Source organism: Pseudomonas sp. HD57-3 (assembly GCF_056113135.1).
Genome location: NZ_CM148568.1, coordinates 1,779,896 through 1,797,035, shown reverse-complemented (window position 1 = coordinate 1,797,035; position 17,140 = coordinate 1,779,896). Strand labels below are relative to the sequence as shown.

Here is a 17,140-nt window from a genome sequence, read left to right as displayed (position 1 = left end):
GCAAACCTGCCATCTGGATGTGGGGAAGAGGTCATGCACAGTTCGCTCTTGCGTGCCGCGTCGCTCATGCTCGCCTTGAGCGCTGCACCGCTCTTGTTGCAGGCCGCCGATGCGCCTGCAGCCCCGGCCCCGGCCGCGGCCACCGCTCCGGCCAAAGATGCCGTGTTTACCACGGAGCAGCTCGACCAGATGCTCGCGTCGATTGCCCTGTATCCCGACCCCCTGCTCGCACAAGTGCTGATGGCCGCCACTTATCCGGGAGAAGTCGCCGAAGCCGCGGCCTGGTCCAAGGCTCATCCGGACGCCAAGGGCGATGACGCGGTCAAGCAAGTGGCCAGTCAGACGTGGGATCCCAGCGTGCAGGCCTTGGTCGCGTTCCCACAGGTTTTGGCCACACTGGGGCAGGATCCGGTCTGGGTGCAACGTCTGGGGGATGCCTTTCTGGCCCAGCCTGACGAACTCATGGCGGGCGTTCAGCGCTTGCGGCGTCAGGCCCAGGCGGCGGGCAATCTGCAGAGCAATCAATATCAGAATGTGACGGTGCAAAACGTAACGCCGCCCATCTCTGCCGGGACAACCAAGGCGGCCGACAACACGACCATCATCATTCAGCCCGCCGATCCGCAGGTGGTTTACGTTCCGACCTATAACCCGACGACCACCTACGGCACCTGGCCCTATCCGGCCTCGCCGCCGGTGTATTACCCGCCGCCACCCGCTTACTACCCGGGTCAGGCACTGGTGGCCGGGCTGGCCTTCGGTACGGGCGTGGCGGTCGTTGCGTCGTTGTGGGGCGACTGCGACTGGGGCAATAACGACATCGACATCGATGTGAACCGTTACAACAATATCAACGGCAATAACCGCATCACCAACAACCAGAACAAGTGGCAGCACAACACCGTGCATCGCGATGGCGTGCCCTATCGTGACAACCGCAGCCGCGCGCAGTATGGCCGGCAGCTGGACGGCGCAGCTCAGCGTGACGCCTATCGTGGAGACAACGCGCAACGGGCGCAGGCTCGGGAACGGGCGCGCAGTTCGATGGACAGGGCCGGTTTCGAACGCCCCGCCACCAGCAATCGGGAAGCCCGCAATCAAGTCCGCGAAGCGCAATCCGCCAATGTCGGCAACCGCATGCAAGGCGGCGCGGACAGACCCAGAGCCGCCGACCGCGCTCAAGCCAACACGCGGGAGGCGCGCCAGCCGGGCGCCAATCAACGTGACAACCGTGCGTCCCAAGCCCGACCCGCCGCGGGCAGCGCGCGCAACAACGCTTTCGCCGGCGCGCGCTCTCCGTCACAGACCCGCGTCCAGGCTGATCGCGGCCGGGCCAGCCAGATTTCCGCGCAACGTCCCAACACCTCACGCGCCGCCGGACATCAGATCAGCCGGCCATCCGGCGGGGGCATGCGTCAGAGAGGAGGTGGCCGTCGATGAACATTCATTCTCTGTTCAGGAGCTGCCTGACCCTCGCGGCGAGCCTCGCATTTTCGAGCCTTGCTTTAGCACAGCAAGTATTTCCAACCCCGGAAAAAGCCGCTGACGCCTTCGTCGAAGCCCTCGGTACGCAACACGCCGACCAAAAACGCCTGACCGAACTGCTGGGCGAGGAGTGGCACAGTTTCATTCCCCGTGAAGGCGTGCAGCGCAGCGATGTCGATGCCTTCCTGCAGCAATACCGCGAACAGCACACCCTGGAAAAGACCGGCGACAGCAAGGCCGTGCTCTCCGTCGGGCCCGATCACTGGACCCTGCCCATCCCGCTCATCAAAGACAAAACCGGCTGGCGCTTCGACATGAAAGCCGCCCAGATCGAAATCCGCGCCCGTCGCATCGGTCGTAACGAACTGGCGGCAGTGCAATCGGCGCTGGCCTACCACGACGCGCAAATGGACTACGCCTCGGAAGACCGCGACGGCGACGGCGCCCTCGAATACGCACAGAAAATCTTCAGCTCCCCCGGCAAACACGACGGCCTCTATTGGCCAGAAGACGACACCAACCAGATCAGCCCCCTCGGCCCCGCCTTCGGCCAAGCCATCAACGATGAAGACTGGCACGGCTACCACTTCCGCATCCTCGACGCCCAAGGCCCGTCAGCCCCGGGCGGAGCCTACAGCTATCTGATTGGAGACAAGATGAGTCGCGGGTTTGCCTTGATCGCCTGGCCAGCAAAATACAACGACACCGGGGTGATGAGCTTCATGATCAGCCATGAGGGGCAGGTGTTTCAGAAGGACCTCGGGCCGGATGGGGAGAAAGTGGCGAAGGCGATGAAGCGGTTTGATCCGGATGATAGTTGGGAGGTGGTGGATTTGGGGCAGAAGTAGCTGGGATAGCGAATTGCGCTGGATCGGAAACGAAAAAGCCCCGTAGATTTTCATCTACGGGGCTTTTTCTATGTATGGCGGAGAGATAGGGATTCGAACCCTAGGTACCGGTGAAGGTACAACGGATTTCGAATCCGTCCCATTCGGCCACTCTGGCATCTCTCCAACGGCGCGCATCATAACAACACTTTCGCTGAATGGGAAACCCCCAGACGAAATTTTTTCCGTGCTATCAGATGCTTGCGTCGATTAAAGCGGTACGCCCAGACGGTTGGCGACTTCTTCGTAGGCTTCGATGACGTCACCGAGGCCCTGGCGGAAGCGGTCCTTGTCCATCTTCTTCTTGGTGTCCTTGTCCCACAGACGGCAGCCGTCCGGGCTGAACTCGTCGCCCAGGACGATGGAGCCGTCGCTGAACACGCCGAATTCAAGTTTGAAGTCCACCAGCAAGAGGCCGGCGTCGTCGAACAGTTTGCTCAGGACTTCGTTGACCTTGAGCGACAGTTCTTTCATGCGCGCCAGTTGCTCGGCGGTGCCCCAGCCGAACGCCACGACGTGGGATTCGTTGATGAACGGGTCGCCCTTGGCGTCGTCCTTCAGGAACAGTTCGAAGGTGTACGGGTTGAGCTTCATGCCCTCCTCGACGCCCAGACGCTTGACCAGGCTGCCGGCGGCGTAGTTACGCACGACGCACTCGACCGGGATCATGTCGAGTTTTTTCACCAGCACTTCGTTGTCGGCCAGCAGCTTGTCGAACTGGGTCGGAATGCCGGCCGCTTCGAGTTTCTGCATGATGAAGGCGTTGAACTTGTTGTTCACCATGCCTTTGCGGTCGAGCTGCTCGATGCGCTTGCCGTCGAACGCCGAAGTGTCGTTGCGAAACAGCAGGATCAAGCGGTCAGCGTCGTCGGTCTTGTAAACCGATTTGGCTTTGCCGCGGTAGAGTTCTTCACGTTTTTCCATGATGGGCTCCGCTTGCTAAGTAGATGGGCTAGGCGATGTGGCGCCAGTCGAGCCCTGAATCTTGATCGGCCAGTTGCAGCCAGTCCGGGTCGCACCCGAGGGTGTCGACAAAACATTGCCGGGCCAGCTGCGGCAGGTTGTTCTTGCTGCTCAGATGGGCCAGGACCAGGTGTTGCAGGCCTTGCCAGCCCAACTCGGCCACCAGGAATGCCGCCTGATGGTTGTTCAAATGTCCCAGCTCGCCGCCCACCCGCTGCTTGAGAAAGTACGGGTAATGACCACGGGCCAGCATGTCGCGACAGTGATTGGACTCGATCATCAACGCATCGAGGTCTCGATAACCGTCCAGCACCCGCTCGCAGTAGGAACCCAGGTCAGTCAGCAGGCCGAAGCGCCGCTGCTCTTGATCGCTGAATACGTACTGGGTCGGTTCCTGCGCATCATGGGCCACGGCAATGACCCCGATGTTCAGAGCACCGATCTGCAGTTGCTCGCCACCGGTCACGAAACCGGCAGGTTCAATCGGTTTGCGCATCCCGCGCAGAGTGCCGCGACTGAGGTAGACAGGCAGATTGTAGCGCCGAGACAGCAAACCCACGCCATGCACGTGGTCGGCATGTTCGTGGGTTACGAGTATCGCGCTCAGTTGCGCCGGGTTCACACCCAGGCGCAACAGGCGTTTTTCGGTTTCCCGCAGGGAAAAACCACAATCCACCAGCACATACGTATCAGCACTGGCGATCAGCGTGCCGTTCCCTTGGCTACCGCTGCCGAGAACGGCAAAACGCATTGGATCAGCCCAGGTTGTCCTGAATCACGCTCAACACTTTGCGGGCCACATCGGCCGGCGCAACGGTGTTGATGTTTTTCTCGACGGTCACCTGAACGTTCTCGCCGACCTTGCTCAGGCGAACCTGATAACGCTCGGCGCGGGCTTCAACCTCTTCCTTGGTCGGCGCGCTGCCGAACAGGCTGCTGAAGAAACCAGGCTTCTCGTCTTTCTTCTCGGCCTTTTCGGACAAGTTGATGTAGTAGAGGCCCAGGCTGCGGTTGATGTCTTCAACACGCCACTCGCCCTGCTCCAGCGCACGACCGACGCTCGACCAGGCACGATCCAGATCCGTACCGACGTTCAGTACCGGGTTGCCGCTGCCGTCTTCGCTCAGGCTGACACGGCTCGGGGTATCGAAATCACGCGAAGCCAGCATCGACACCGAACCACCCTTCTCGGAGGTGCGGCTCATGCTCGCGAGCATGTCGTCGACCAGCGCAGCGTCCAGGCCAGTGTTGACCGAACGGTTGGTGAAATCGACATTGGCGGTGCTGCCGGCAGGACGCTCGGCGCTGACCACATAGACTTCACTGGTGTTGCGCTGCACGCCCGGCTCGATGCGTACCCGCACGCGGGTTTCGCTGTCGGTGCTGACGCCGGCGGCGCTCAGGCGCTTGGCCATCGCGGCGGACAGTTCGTCGGAATGCTGCCAGGTGGTGGTGAATTCGCCGGTTTGCGGGCGCTGTTCATCCAGACGGAAACCGTTGTCCTGGAAGTACTGCACCGCCACTGGCCAGACTTCGGCCGGTGGGTGCTGGGCCATGACCCAACGCGAATCACCGCTCTTCTGCAGCGAGTAGTCGCTGGCGTCGGCAACGGTCGACAGCGGTTGAGGACGCGGAACGATGTATTCACCCTTGGCGGTGTCGTCGGCCACGTTGCGCGGGATCGGCAGCAGCGGATCCAGGCGCTTGGAGGTGCTGACATCCGGTGGCAGTTGCATCGGTGCAGTCTGTTGCGCTTCCAGGTAATCGCTACCACGGTCACGGAAATAACCTTCCGGGCCCCAGATCCATCCGCAGCCACTGGTGCTGGAGATAATCAAGGCAAGTGCGGAAAGTCCGGCCATTCGCTTCATGCGTTGTACTTCCTCAATTAAACCAGGACGTTGCACTGGCGCAGGGCCGAGCGCAGCGTTTCATGACAAGGAGCGCTCAGCCAGGTCAGCGGCAGGCGGATGCCTTGGTGCATCAGGCCCATTTCGACCAAAGCCCACTTCACCGGAATCGGGTTGGCTTCGATGAACAGGTCCTTGTGCAGCGGCATCAGTTTTTCGTTGATGGCCCGTGCGGTCTCGGCGTCGCCCTGGAGCGCGGCCTCGCACAGGTCGGCCATTTCGCGTGGCGCGACGTTGGCGGTAACAGAGATGTTGCCCTTGCCGCCCAGCAGGATCAGCTCGACGGCGGTCGGATCATCGCCGGACAGCACGATGAAGTCCTTGCTCACGCCGTCGATGATCGCCTTGGCGCGCTTCAGGTCGCCGGTCGCTTCCTTGATGCCGATGATGTTCGGCACAGTAGACAGGCGGATCACGGTCTCGGCCTGCATGTCGCAGGAGGTGCGGCCAGGAACGTTGTAGAGAATCTGTGGGATGTCGACCGCTTCGGCGATGTGCTTGAAGTGCTGGTACAGGCCTTCCTGGGTCGGCTTGTTGTAGTACGGGACTACCAGCAGGCAGGCATCGGCGCCGGCTTCTTTGGCATTGCGGGTCAGCTCGACCGCTTCGCGGGTCGAGTTGGCGCCGGTACCGGCGATCACCGGAATGCGACCGGCAACCTGTTTGACCACGGCTTTGATGACGGCGATGTGTTCTTCTACATCAAGAGTTGCCGACTCGCCGGTGGTGCCGACCGCGACAATGGCATGGGTGCCGTTCTTGAGATGGAAGTCCACGAGTTTGCTGAGGCTGTCCCAGTCAAGACGCCCTTGTGCATCCATGGGTGTGACCAGTGCCACCATACTGCCCGCAATCATGAAACCGCTCCTGCCGGAAAAAGAGAGCGGTAATGGTACTGGCGCCAAGATGCTTGCACAAGCGAAGTACTGTGCCGCCATTCCCCTTGGCGCCGCTTTTCGCTACCCTTCAGACTTTGATCGGTACTGATCAGCTTGTACGCCGGGTTCCAGTCTCCCGTTTCGGCCTCCCGGGCCCCGTTCCAGTGTCGTTGCCGTACGCTTCCTTGTTGATGGAGCCGTAGCGCCACACGAACCGGGCCTTCCGGACAGTCATTGCCCCGGCAATCAACGCCCTCTCCCTACCGACCGCTCATCGCTTTAGGAATGCTGCATGTCCACCCCCACAGTTCGCGAACAATTCCTTGTCATCAGTGCCCTCGGCGCCAATCCCATGGAGCTGACCAACGTCCTGTGCCGCGCCAGCCATGAAAACCGCTGTGCGGTCGTCACCTCACGCCTGACCCGCCACGGCGAGTGCAGCGCGCTGGTGCTCGAAGTCTCCGGCAGCTGGGACGCCCTGGCTCGCCTTGAAGGCAGCCTGCCGGTGCTGGCCAAGCGTCATGCGTTCACCGTCAACGTGGTGCGCAGCGCCGCCCTGGAAAACCGTCCGCAAGCCCTGCCGTACGTGGCTTACGTGTCTTCGGCATACCGTCCGGACATCATCAACGAGCTGTGCCAGTTCTTCATGGATCACAACGTCGAGCTGGAAAACCTGACCTGCGATACCTATCAGGCACCGCAGACCGGCGGCACCATGCTCAACGCCACGTTCACCGTGACCCTGCCGGCCGGCACCCAGATCAGCTGGCTGCGCGACCAGTTCCTGGATTTCGCCGACGCCATGAACCTGGATGCACTGATCGAACCCTGGCGCCCACAGAACCCAATGTAAGGAAGCTTTCATGGCCGTTGTCATCGACCAACCGGTTACGGATTTCGAAGCACCTGCCACCAGCGGGCAGACCGTCAGCCTGTCCGCCCTCAAGGGCAAGCAAGTGGTGATCTACTTCTATCCGAAGGACAGCACCCCGGGCTGCACGACCGAAGGCCAGGGATTTCGCGATCAATACGCAGCATTCAAGGCTGCCAACACGGAAATCTTCGGCATCTCCCGCGACAGCCTGAAGTCCCACGAGAACTTCAAGTGCAAGCAGGAGTTTCCGTTCGAGCTGATCAGCGACAAGGACGAAGCCGTCTGCCAGCTGTTCGACGTGATCAAGCTGAAAAAGCTCTACGGCAAGGAATACCTGGGCGTTGATCGCAGCACGTTCCTGATCGACAAGAACGGTGTATTGCGTCAGGAATGGCGCGGCGTGAAAGTGCCAGGACATGTGGATGCAGTGCTGGCTGCAGCTCAGGCGCTGAACAAGGCCTGATGCTGTCGGCGCCCTTGCGGGCGCCGATTCATTCTCAAAGCAGCGGCGCCACCACCGGCTCCTTGCGTGGCCACGCATCAAGTACAGCCTTGAACAGCGTCGCCAGCGGAATCGCGAAGAACACGCCCCAGAATCCCCACAACCCGCCGAACAACAGCACCGCGCAGATGATCGCCACCGGGTGCAGGTTGACTGCTTCGGAAAACAGCAACGGCACCAGCACGTTGCCGTCCAGCGTCTGGATGATCCCGTAAACCGCCATCAGATAGATGAACTGATCGCTCCAGCCCCACTGGAACAGCGCTATCAGCAGCACCGGCACGGTCACCACCACCGCTCCGACATACGGCACCACCACCGACACGCCGACCAACAGGGCCAGCAGCGCCGCGTAGTTGAGTCCCAGCGCGACGAATGCGATGTAGGTCACGCCACCACAAATCACGATCTCGATGACCTTGCCGCGAATGTAGTTGGCGATCTGCCGGTTCATTTCTTCGGCGACCCGGGTGATCAGCGCCCGCTCACGCGGCAAATAGCCGCGCACCCACTCGCCGATCATTGCCCGATCCTTGAGGAAGAAGAACACCAGGATCGGCACCAGCACCAGGTAGATCATGATGTTCACCAGCAGCGGCAGGCTCGACAACGAGAATGTCAGCGCCCACTGGCCGAACTTGCCGATCTCGCCTCGCGCTGCTTCGATCGCTTGCAGCACCTGCTCGTCGGAGACCAGATGCGGATAGCGCTCGGGCAGCAACAACAGCAGCGATTGCCACTTGGCGAGCATCCCCGGCAATTCGTTGAACAGCGTGATCAACTGATGCCAGAGCAGCGGCAACACCACGACGATGAACACCATCAGCACGCCCATGAACAGCGCAAACACCAGACCGACCGCCGCCCCACCAGGCACGCGCAAGCGTTCGAGCGTGACCACCAGCCCCTGCATCAGGTACGCCAGCACCATCCCGGCCAGCACCGGCGCGAGCATTCCACCCAGCGTCAGCACAGCGGTGAAGGCGAGAAACAGCAAAACCGCCAGCACCACCGCTTCCTCATCGGAGAAGTAGCGCTGAATCCAGTCGCGCAACACTTTGAACATCAATTTTCCTTAGGTCATTTACGCGGTCGGTTTCAGGCTTTTTTCAGCCAGTAACGGTAGACACCCGCCTCGTCTTCTTCACGCAGCAGCGTATGACCGGCCAACTTGGCAAAGGTGCGAAAGTCGCGTTGCGAGCCGGCATCCGTGGCAATCACCTTAAGTACCGCGCCACTGGGCAGCTTGTTCAGCTCCATCTTGGCCTTGAGCAACGGCAGCGGACAATTCAGGCCACTGGCGTCCAGTTCACAGTCATGGGCTACAGCGTCGGTCATGCGTCACTCCGGATCAGGTGGTCAGGCTGCCTAGAATATCTGGTCGCAAGCCCGGTGTCCGGCTACAGTAAGGTCTTTGTCGACTAAGGCTTTGTGCATGACATTTCTGCGCCCTACCCTGCTGACGCTCGCTTGCCTGCTCGCCTCACCGGGCTTCGCCGACGACCTGCCGTCACTCGGTGACGCCAGCTCTGCCATCGTCTCGCCACAACAGGAATATCAATTGGGTCGCGCCTGGCTGGCGTTGCTGCGCAGCCAGGTTTCGCAACTCAACGATCCACAGCTCAAGGACTACGTCGAGTCCAGCGTCTATAAGCTGGTGGAAACCAGCCAGGTCAATGACCGACGCCTGGAATTCATCCTGATCAACAGCCCGCAGCTCAACGCCTTCGCGGCACCGGGCGGGATTGTCGGGGTCAACGGCGGTTTGTTCCTCAATGCGCAGACCGAGGGCGAATATGCCTCGGTACTGGCTCACGAACTGGCTCACTTGTCCCAACGCCACTTCGCTCGTGGCGTCGAGGCCTCGCAGCGGATGCAGGTGCCGATGATGGCGGCGCTGCTGGCCGGCATCGTGATCGCCGCTGCCGGCGCGGGCGACGCTGGCATCGCGGCGATTGCCGGCACCCAAGCGGCGGCCATCCAGGAGCAACGGCGCTTCTCGCGTCAGAACGAGCAGGAGGCCGATCGCATCGGCATCCTCAACCTGGAGAAGGCAGGCTACGATCCGCGCTCGATGCCGACCATGTTCGAGCGTTTGATGCGCCAGTATCGTTTCGACGCCAAGCCGCCGGAATTCCTGCTGACTCACCCGGTCACCGAATCGCGTATCGCCGACACCCGTAACCGCGCTGAACAGGCTAAACCCGGTGGCATTGAAGACAGCAAGCGCTATCAGCTGATCCGCGCGCGGGTGCAGTTGACCTACGAAGAAACGCCGGGCCTTGGCGCCAAGCGTTTCCGCGCGCAACTGGATGAGAACCCGAAAAACGACGTGGCCCGTTACGGTCTGGCGATCGCTCAGATCAAGGGCGGTCAGTTGAATGAAGCACGGGAGAATCTCACGCAACTGCTGGCCAAATCGCCGAACGAGATCATTTACAACCTCGCGCAGGTCGATCTGGACATCACCAACAACAAGCTGGCTGATGCCCAGTCCCGGGTTGACCGGATGCTAAGTCAGTATCCTGGCAATTACCCGCTGAATCAGGTGCGCGTCGATCTGTTGCTGAAACAGAACCGCACCGCCGATGCAGAGAAGGCGCTGGAAGGCTTGTTGAAATCGCGTCCGGACGATCCGGATGTCTGGTATCAGGTCGCAGAAACTCGCGGACTGTCCGGCAACATCATCGGCCTGCATCAAGCCCGTGCCGAATATTTCGCGCTGGTCGGTGATTACCGCCAGGCGATCCAGCAACTGGACTTCGCCAAACGCAAGGCCGGCAGCAACTTCCCGTTATCCTCTCGTATCGACGCTCGCCAACGCGAGCTGATGGAGCAAGAGCGCATGGTCAAGGACATGATGGGTTAGCCCGCGCCGAGACAAATTCCGGACACAAAAAAACCGCCTCTTTCGAGGCGGTTTCTTTTTACTTCTTAGACAACTGGATCATTCAGCCAGTTTGAAGGTGATGAAGCTGGCACGGCCCTGACGCAGAACGCGCATCGACACCGAACGGTTCTTCGGCAGCGCCTTGGCGATCTCGGCAAACTCCTTCGAAGAACCAATGGCCTGATTGTTCAGGTGGGTGATGATGTCGCCCGGTTGCAGACCGATCAGGGCCGCAGGACCGTCCTGCACTTCCTTGATCACCACACCGCCTTTGAGGTCGTAGGTTTTCTTCTGCTCGGCGCTCAACTCGGCAACCGAAACACCCAGACGATTGCTGTTGGTCTCGGCACCGGATTTCGGCAGGGCATCCAGTTCCTTGTCTTCGTCAGGAATCGCGCCGACGGTCAGCTCGACATTCTTGCGCTTGCCGTCACGAATCACTTCGAGATTGGCTTTGGCGCCAGCCTTCAAAGCACCCACCAGATGTGGCAGGTCAGCGGACATGACGATCGGTTGACCGTTCATGCTCAGGATCACGTCACCCACTTGCAGGCCGCCCTTGGCAGCCGGGCCGTCATCCTGAATCTGCGCAACCAGCGCACCGGCCGGTTTGTCCAGACCAAACGACTCGGCCAGATCCTTGTTCACTTCCTGGATGACGACGCCCAACCAGCCACGGCTGACTTTACCGCCGCTTTTCAGCTGGTTGGAAACGTCCATCGCCACGTCGATCGGAATGGCGAACGACACACCCATGAAGCCACCGGAACGGGTGTAGATCTGCGAGTTGATCCCGACCACTTCACCGTTCAGGTTGAACAGCGGGCCACCGGAGTTACCCGGGTTGATCGGCACGTCGGTCTGGATGAATGGCACGTAGTTTTCGTTCGGCAGGCTGCGGCCGACGGCACTGACGATGCCTTGGGTCACGGTGTGGTCAAAGCCGAATGGCGAACCGATTGCGACGACCCACTGACCGGCTTTCAGGTCTTGGGATTTGCCGAGCTTCAGCACTGGCAGATCCTTGCCTTCGATTTTCAGCAGCGCCACGTCGGAGCGTGGGTCGGTGCCGATCAACTTGGCCTTCATTTCACTGCGATCAGCCAGACGAACGAGAATTTCATCGGCATCGGCGATCACGTGGTTGTTGGTCAGGATGTAGCCATCTGGCGAAATGATGAAGCCCGAACCCAACGACTGCGCTTCACGCTGGCGATCACCACGCGGAGAACGCTGTTGCGGCGGCATGCCGCGTTCGAAGAACTCGCGCAACATCGGCGGCAAGCCTTCCAGGTCAGGCATCTGCTGGTTCACTTTGCGATCCGGCAGCTTTTGCGTGGTACTGATGTTCACCACCGCAGGCGAGGCCTGTTCGACCAACTGGGTGAAATCCGGCAAGTTGGCCGGACTGGCTGCATCAGCCGCCTGGACTGCAGGGACAGCCTGACCGAGCACCAGCACAGTGGCGAAAATGGAGAGATAAGACTTCAAGCTTGGTATCGACATACAGCTCCCGTTACGACGAGCAGGGTTAAGCGATATGGAGCAAGGAACACCGGAAACCACAGGCCGGCATTTTTGTTCCGGGAACAACAAACAAGGCCAGAGCCGAGAGGCTCTGACCTATAAAAAATTTTCGGGTGTTTTGCAAATGAAAATGCTCAGCAAACATTTCACGTCTCGACGACGAAGTGGAGATAGCTGGAATCAGCTCACTGCTTGCTGGTTGCAGCGCCATCATTGCGCATCGACAGGGCAATCCGTTCGGCGGTCCCGATTGGAATCTCGCCAACCACCGTGACCATCATTTCGCCTTGAGGCGTAGTCAAACGGCGGGATACGGCAACGGTCGGGCCCAGTTGAGTCCGGGTATCGGTGACGGTTGCGCCGTTCAGCGGCTCTAGAAATACGGAGAATCGGGCAAGACCATCGTCATACATCAGGCTGTTGACCTGGGTCTTGGTTTCCGGATCCTTGTGCGAGGAGCTGCTGGTCAGTTCGAAGCCAGGAGGCAACCAATCGGAACGCCAGACCTGTGCGGTCTTGACCGCAGACGCCTTGTCGCTGTCGAGGGTGACTGTCTTGCAATCGGAGTTGGCTTGCAGGTCTTTATCGGATGGGACTTCAGAAGTATCCAGCCGCGTAAACTGGAATCTCTCAAGCAACTGCCCCTTGTCGTTCAACAGCAACGACTTGAGCGGCAGGCCCGTTTCCTTGTCCAGATGCAGTTCGAAACCGTAGCGGTGCTGATCCCGCGGCGTCAGCGATACGATCACCGCTTCACGCCCGGCCACGCGCGACTTGCCAATGACGGCAAGCTCATACCAGTTCTTCAGCTTTTGAGGATCGAGAGGGCGAGCGGCGGAATTGGGAGAATCTCCCAGCCCCGCAATCAGGGTGCCGCTGACGCATTGAGTATGTCCATCAATGCGCACGACTTCCTGAGCCGAACCGTCGAGCTGAAGCAAACGCTCGCGGACCTGGCCATTCTGGACGCGATGCCAGATGTTGTGGGTAGAAAAGCTACCGTTACGCTCGTAAACGAATGTGCCGTGAAAGCTTTGCTGCTGCTCGGCCTGGCCCAGGCGGGTCAACCAGTCCTGAGCCTCGTCGGCATGGGCTGGAACAATGAACCAGCCGCTGAGCAGAAGCGAAAGTAGAGGTATGGAGCGCATGATCCCCCTTAACGGTTTTCCAGGCTTGCTGCACGTGCATAAGGCAGCGCGCTCTCGGTGCCTTTCAAGGCAGCCTGTTGAGCGTGTTGACGCAGGTAACCTGGCAGACGCTGATCGTGCCAGCCTGGCTGACCTTGCAGTACGCCATTGGCCATTGGGCCAGTAGCCTCCGAACTCTCATTATAGCCTGCCAATACCGCCGGGCCTTTGACCTGAGGGGTGGCCAGCACTGGCTGGTTGGATTGCTGAGCGAGTTCGACGCCAGCGATTTCGTCCTGGTTGTACAGGCGAACACCCGCAAGTACGGCAACGGTCACCGAGGCAGCTACGGCCAGACGACCGAGACTGCGCCATGGGCCGCGGGACACTTTGGCAGGGGTCGCTTCGTCTTCCAGCGCAGCAGAAACGGCCGCAGCAAGATCCAGACGTGGAAGCAACAGATCCTTGTGCATGGCTGCCCGAGCGATCTGATAACGAGCCCAGGTTTCACGGGTTTCAACATCGTCCAGTGCGTTGAGCACCCGACGCAATTCCAGTTCGTCCGCTTCGTTATCCATCACTGCGGACAGCGATTCCTGCAGGGCTTCACGACTCATGGCGTTCCTCTCTTGGCTGTCGCCGCTGTCTTTAGTTTTCCTGCAACAACGGCTGCAGGGCTTTATCGATGGCCTCCCGGGCGCGGAAAATCCGGGAGCGCACGGTACCAACCGGACATTGCATGACGCTCGCGATGTCCTCGTAACTCAGACCATCGAATTCGCGCAAAGTTAACGCCGTGCGCAAATCCTCTGGCAGTTGCTGAATGGTTCGATGGACGGTGCCTTCGATCTCATCCCGCAGCAATGCACGTTCAGGTGACTCGAGATCTTTCAGGCCGTGATCGCCGTCATAGAACTCTGCATCCTCGGAACTTACATCGCTATCCGGCGGCCGACGGCCGCGTGAAACCAGATAGTTCTTCGCCGTGTTGATGGCGATGCGGTACAGCCACGTATAAAACGCACTGTCGCCGCGGAAATTTCCAAGCGCTCGATACGCCTTGATAAAGGCTTCTTGTGCGACGTCCTGGGCTTCATGGGTGTCGTGCACAAAACGCACGATCAACCCGAGAATTTTGTGCTGATACTTCAGCACCAGCAGATCGAAAGCTCGCTTGTCGCCACGCTGAACACGTTCGACCAGCTGCTGATCCTCTTCCTGGGTTAGCATGAACACTCCTCGATAAACTCGGAGGAGGCTTGCATGACCAAACGACCGGACTTGCAAACATAGACTCGGGCTTTTCGCAAAAGTTCTCCCCCTCCAAGCAAGTTTCCTGCGGGCTCTGATTTGGCACGCACGAAAAACGCAGCGCGGGATGAACCGGCTGCGCGAATAATCTTGTCATCGGCTCGCCGGCAAGAACCCAACCGCAGGTTCCGCATTGAAGCCGACACTGTCCCTTGTTTCGGGCAACTGTCTATTGATCTTGGGCCTCTGGCAAAAGTTCCAAATATTTATAGACGTGCCGCGCCGACATTGTGCAACCGTGAGCGGAAAAAGCGTGTTTCATCTGCGATACAGTCGCTTTTTCCCAAAACCGCTGAAAAAAACATCCGACAAAGCGTCGGTATTTTTCCGTCACGGTAGTTTCACAATGCCATATCGGCCCGGCTATTGTGCCGCCCCACCCCTCTATATACTAGTGGGCTGTGTGGCTGTCTCGACTCGCCCATCCGCCTGTCCTGCGCCAACCCCGACCCGGGTCGCTTTGAGCGGAATCCTGAAATGAGCCAACAGTTTCAACACGATGTTCTGGTGATTGGCAGCGGCGCTGCCGGTTTGAGTCTCGCGCTGACCCTGCCCGGTCACTTGCGCATCGCCGTACTGAGCAAAGGCGACCTCGCCAACGGCTCGACCTATTGGGCACAAGGTGGCGTCGCGGCCGTGCTGGATGATACCGACACCGTCGAGTCCCATGTCGATGACACCCTCAATGCCGGCGGCGGCCTGTGCCATGAAGACGCCGTGCGTTTCACCGTCGAGCACAGCAAGGAAGCGATCCAGTGGCTGATCGACCAGGGCGTGCCGTTCACTCGTGACGAACAGTCCGGCACAGAAGATGGCGGCTTTGAATTCCACCTGACCCGCGAAGGCGGCCACAGCCATCGACGGATCATCCACGCAGCCGACGCCACTGGCGCTGCGATCTTCACGACCCTGCTGGCCCAGGCCAAAGAACGCCCGAACATCGAATTGCTCGAACAGCGGGTAGCGGTCGATCTGATCACCGAGCGCCGGTTGGGGCTGGAAGGCGAACGTTGCCTCGGCGCCTATGTGCTCAACCGCAAAACCGGGGAAGTCGATACCTTCGGCGCACGCTTCGTGATTCTGGCGTCCGGCGGCGCCGCCAAAGTCTATCTATATACAAGCAACCCCGACGGTGCCTGCGGTGATGGCATCGCCATGGCCTGGCGTTCGGGCTGCCGGGTGGCGAACCTGGAGTTCAACCAGTTTCACCCCACCTGCCTCTATCACCCGCAAGCCAAGAGCTTTCTGGTAACCGAAGCCCTGCGCGGCGAAGGCGCCCATTTGAAGCTGCCGAACGGCGAACGCTTCATGCAGCGTTTCGACTCACGTGCAGAACTGGCGCCACGGGACATCGTCGCCCGAGCCATCGACCATGAAATGAAGCGTCTGGGTGTCGACTGCGTCTACCTCGACATCAGCCATAAACCCGAAGCCTTCATCAAATCGCACTTCCCGACTGTCTACGAGCGCTGCCTCGGATTCGGCATCGACATCACCAAACAGCCGATCCCGGTCGTACCGGCTGCACACTACACCTGCGGCGGCGTGATGGTCGATCAACAGGGCCGCACCGACGTGCCCGGCCTGTACGCCATCGGCGAAACCAGCTTCACCGGCCTGCACGGCGCCAACCGCATGGCCAGCAACTCACTGCTCGAATGCTTCGTCTACGCCCGTTCGGCAGCGGCGGACATTCTCGAGCAACTGCCCGAGGTCGCGATCCCGCGCGCCCTGCCCGCCTGGGACGCCAGCCAGGTGACCGACTCCGATGAAGACGTGATCATCGCCCACAACTGGGATGAATTGCGGCGATTCATGTGGGACTACGTCGGCATCGTGCGTACCAACAAGCGCCTGCAACGGGCACAGCATCGCGTGCGCCTGCTGCTGGATGAAATCGACGAGTTCTACAGCAACTATAAAGTCAGTCGTGATCTGATCGAGTTGCGCAACCTGGCGCAAGTAGCGGAACTGATGATCCGCTCGGCCATGGAGCGCAAGGAAAGCCGTGGCCTGCATTACACCCTCGACTACCCGGACCTGCTGCCCGAAGCACTCGACACTATTCTGGTGCCGCCCACCTACGTCGGCTGAACTTGAGACGTACCCGCAGGCGTCGGTGCAGATCCGCCGCCTGCGAATCCCGGGGCACACAAATCGACCTGACCCGCCGTTCACCACGCAAGCGAAAGCGCAGCACCACGATCAGTGGCAGCGCCAGGCTGTCCGGGCGCAATTGCACCGCTTGCCAGCCATCGGCCTTGTTCCACAGCTGCCAGCCATCGGCGTCCCGACGCAATCCGCAAAATGCCTCGGGATGACTCAGCAGGATCTGCCGCGGCAACACCCAGGCAGCATGGGCGAGACACGCGAATGCCCCGAGCAACCCGACCCAGAATGGAATCGATAACAGAAACAAAGAACCCAGCGCGAATGCCTGGGCCAGAAGATATGCCGCCAGCAACTGCCGTGAGGCATGCCAGCGGCATTCGAACGTGTTACTTGGGCTGGACACGATCCAGGATCATGCGAACCATGCGTTGCAGCTCGGGATCTTCCGATTCGCTGCGCTCCATGAACCAGCCGAACATGTCCTGATCCTCGCACTCGAGCAGGCGGACATACAGCGCGCGATCCACCTCGTTCAGATTGGCGTAGACCTCTTTCACGAACGGCACCAGCAACACGTCGAGTTCCAGCATGCCGCGACGGCTGTGCCAAAAGAGGCGATTCAGTTCAACTTGTTCGACCATGGAGCCCTCCTCAAATAGGCCGCAAGTATACAG

General features: G+C 60.1%; 18 protein-coding genes and 1 tRNA gene. 6 read left to right on the top strand and 13 right to left on the bottom strand.

Annotated features, from left to right (window positions below; translation table 11 throughout):
* Positions 1-33 precede the first annotated feature (33 nt).
* A complete protein-coding gene (locus AC0R79_RS08115) occupies positions 34-1,440 on the top strand; it encodes a DUF3300 domain-containing protein (protein WP_474734019.1) in 1,407 nt (468 codons plus the stop codon).
* Positions 1,437-2,333, top strand: coding sequence for a DUF2950 domain-containing protein (locus tag AC0R79_RS08110; protein WP_474734017.1), 897 nt, complete (start codon positions 1,437-1,439; stop codon positions 2,331-2,333). Before AC0R79_RS08115 ends, AC0R79_RS08110 begins: the two co-directional genes overlap by 4 nt.
* A 75-nt stretch (positions 2,334-2,408) precedes the next feature.
* Here the strand turns inward: AC0R79_RS08110 and AC0R79_RS08105 are convergent.
* The 5 genes from AC0R79_RS08105 to dapA all read right to left on the bottom strand — a co-directional run bounded on the left by AC0R79_RS08105 (position 2,409) and on the right by dapA (position 6,102).
* Positions 2,409-2,498, bottom strand: a tRNA-Ser gene (locus AC0R79_RS08105).
* Between the two features lie 84 nt (positions 2,499-2,582).
* Positions 2,583-3,296 carry a phosphoribosylaminoimidazolesuccinocarboxamide synthase gene (purC, locus tag AC0R79_RS08100; protein ID WP_007958019.1) on the bottom strand — a complete coding sequence of 238 codons (714 nt, stop codon included), beginning with the start codon at positions 3,294-3,296 and terminating at the stop codon, positions 2,583-2,585.
* Between the two features lie 28 nt (positions 3,297-3,324).
* Positions 3,325-4,086: an MBL fold metallo-hydrolase gene (locus AC0R79_RS08095; protein WP_011332911.1), complete on the bottom strand. Its 762-nt coding sequence runs from the start codon at positions 4,084-4,086 to the stop codon at positions 3,325-3,327.
* Positions 4,087-4,090: 4 nt separating this feature from the next.
* The gene (bamC, locus tag AC0R79_RS08090) at positions 4,091-5,206 is read right to left on the bottom strand and encodes an outer membrane protein assembly factor BamC (RefSeq protein WP_011332910.1); all 1,116 of its coding nucleotides are present in this window, start codon (positions 5,204-5,206) and stop codon (positions 4,091-4,093) included.
* Positions 5,207-5,223: 17 nt separating this feature from the next.
* Complete coding sequence (dapA, locus tag AC0R79_RS08085) at positions 5,224-6,102, bottom strand: 4-hydroxy-tetrahydrodipicolinate synthase (protein ID WP_474734015.1); 879 nt, start codon at positions 6,100-6,102, stop codon at positions 5,224-5,226.
* A gap of 313 nt (positions 6,103-6,415) precedes the next feature.
* On the opposite strand from dapA, the gene AC0R79_RS08080 reads away from it, so the two are divergent.
* Positions 6,416-6,976: a glycine cleavage system transcriptional repressor gene (locus tag AC0R79_RS08080; protein ID WP_007958014.1), complete on the top strand. Its 561-nt coding sequence runs from the start codon at positions 6,416-6,418 to the stop codon at positions 6,974-6,976.
* Between the two features lie 10 nt (positions 6,977-6,986).
* Positions 6,987-7,460: a peroxiredoxin gene (locus AC0R79_RS08075; RefSeq protein WP_064594118.1), complete on the top strand. Its 474-nt coding sequence runs from the start codon at positions 6,987-6,989 to the stop codon at positions 7,458-7,460.
* 34 nt (positions 7,461-7,494) lie between these two features.
* On the opposite strand, the gene AC0R79_RS08070 is transcribed toward AC0R79_RS08075, so the two are convergent.
* Together AC0R79_RS08070 and AC0R79_RS08065 are read right to left on the bottom strand one after the other, a co-directional pair.
* Complete coding sequence (locus AC0R79_RS08070) at positions 7,495-8,565, bottom strand: AI-2E family transporter (protein ID WP_007958012.1); 1,071 nt, start codon at positions 8,563-8,565, stop codon at positions 7,495-7,497.
* Between the two features lie 32 nt (positions 8,566-8,597).
* Entirely contained in the window at positions 8,598-8,837 is a 240-nt protein-coding gene (locus AC0R79_RS08065; RefSeq protein WP_007958011.1) for a sulfurtransferase TusA family protein, read from the bottom strand.
* A 97-nt stretch (positions 8,838-8,934) separates the two neighbouring features.
* Between AC0R79_RS08065 and AC0R79_RS08060 the strand changes: the two genes are divergently transcribed.
* Complete coding sequence (locus AC0R79_RS08060) at positions 8,935-10,368, top strand: M48 family metalloprotease (RefSeq protein WP_007958006.1); 1,434 nt, start codon at positions 8,935-8,937, stop codon at positions 10,366-10,368.
* Positions 10,369-10,446: 78 nt separating this feature from the next.
* Here the strand turns inward: AC0R79_RS08060 and AC0R79_RS08055 are convergent, their stop codons facing one another.
* From AC0R79_RS08055 to rpoE, 4 genes are all read right to left on the bottom strand, one after another.
* Positions 10,447-11,895 carry a DegQ family serine endoprotease gene (locus tag AC0R79_RS08055; RefSeq protein ID WP_007958003.1) on the bottom strand — a complete coding sequence of 483 codons (1,449 nt, stop codon included), beginning with the start codon at positions 11,893-11,895 and terminating at the stop codon, positions 10,447-10,449.
* Positions 11,896-12,101: 206 nt separating this feature from the next.
* Positions 12,102-13,064 carry a MucB/RseB C-terminal domain-containing protein gene (locus AC0R79_RS08050; protein WP_127797200.1) on the bottom strand — a complete coding sequence of 321 codons (963 nt, stop codon included), beginning with the start codon at positions 13,062-13,064 and terminating at the stop codon, positions 12,102-12,104.
* An 8-nt stretch (positions 13,065-13,072) separates the two neighbouring features.
* A complete protein-coding gene (locus AC0R79_RS08045) occupies positions 13,073-13,660 on the bottom strand; it encodes a sigma-E factor negative regulatory protein (RefSeq protein WP_011332903.1) in 588 nt (195 codons plus the stop codon).
* 31 nt (positions 13,661-13,691) lie between these two features.
* Positions 13,692-14,273, bottom strand: coding sequence for an RNA polymerase sigma factor RpoE/AlgU (rpoE, locus tag AC0R79_RS08040; protein ID WP_003172477.1), 582 nt, complete (start codon positions 14,271-14,273; stop codon positions 13,692-13,694).
* Positions 14,274-14,831: 558 nt separating this feature from the next.
* On the opposite strand from rpoE, the gene nadB reads away from it, so the two are divergent.
* Positions 14,832-16,448 carry an L-aspartate oxidase gene (gene nadB, locus AC0R79_RS08035; RefSeq protein WP_127797199.1) on the top strand — a complete coding sequence of 539 codons (1,617 nt, stop codon included), beginning with the start codon at positions 14,832-14,834 and terminating at the stop codon, positions 16,446-16,448.
* Here nadB and AC0R79_RS08030 read toward each other — a convergent pair.
* Entirely contained in the window at positions 16,417-16,869 is a 453-nt protein-coding gene (locus tag AC0R79_RS08030) for a protein YgfX (protein ID WP_127797198.1), read from the bottom strand. The genes nadB and AC0R79_RS08030 overlap by 32 nt on opposite strands.
* Positions 16,853-17,107, bottom strand: a complete 255-nt coding sequence (locus AC0R79_RS08025; RefSeq protein WP_007957989.1) for an FAD assembly factor SdhE — start codon at positions 17,105-17,107, stop codon at positions 16,853-16,855. Before AC0R79_RS08025 ends, AC0R79_RS08030 begins: the two co-directional genes overlap by 17 nt.
* Positions 17,108-17,140: the final 33 nt, after the last annotated feature.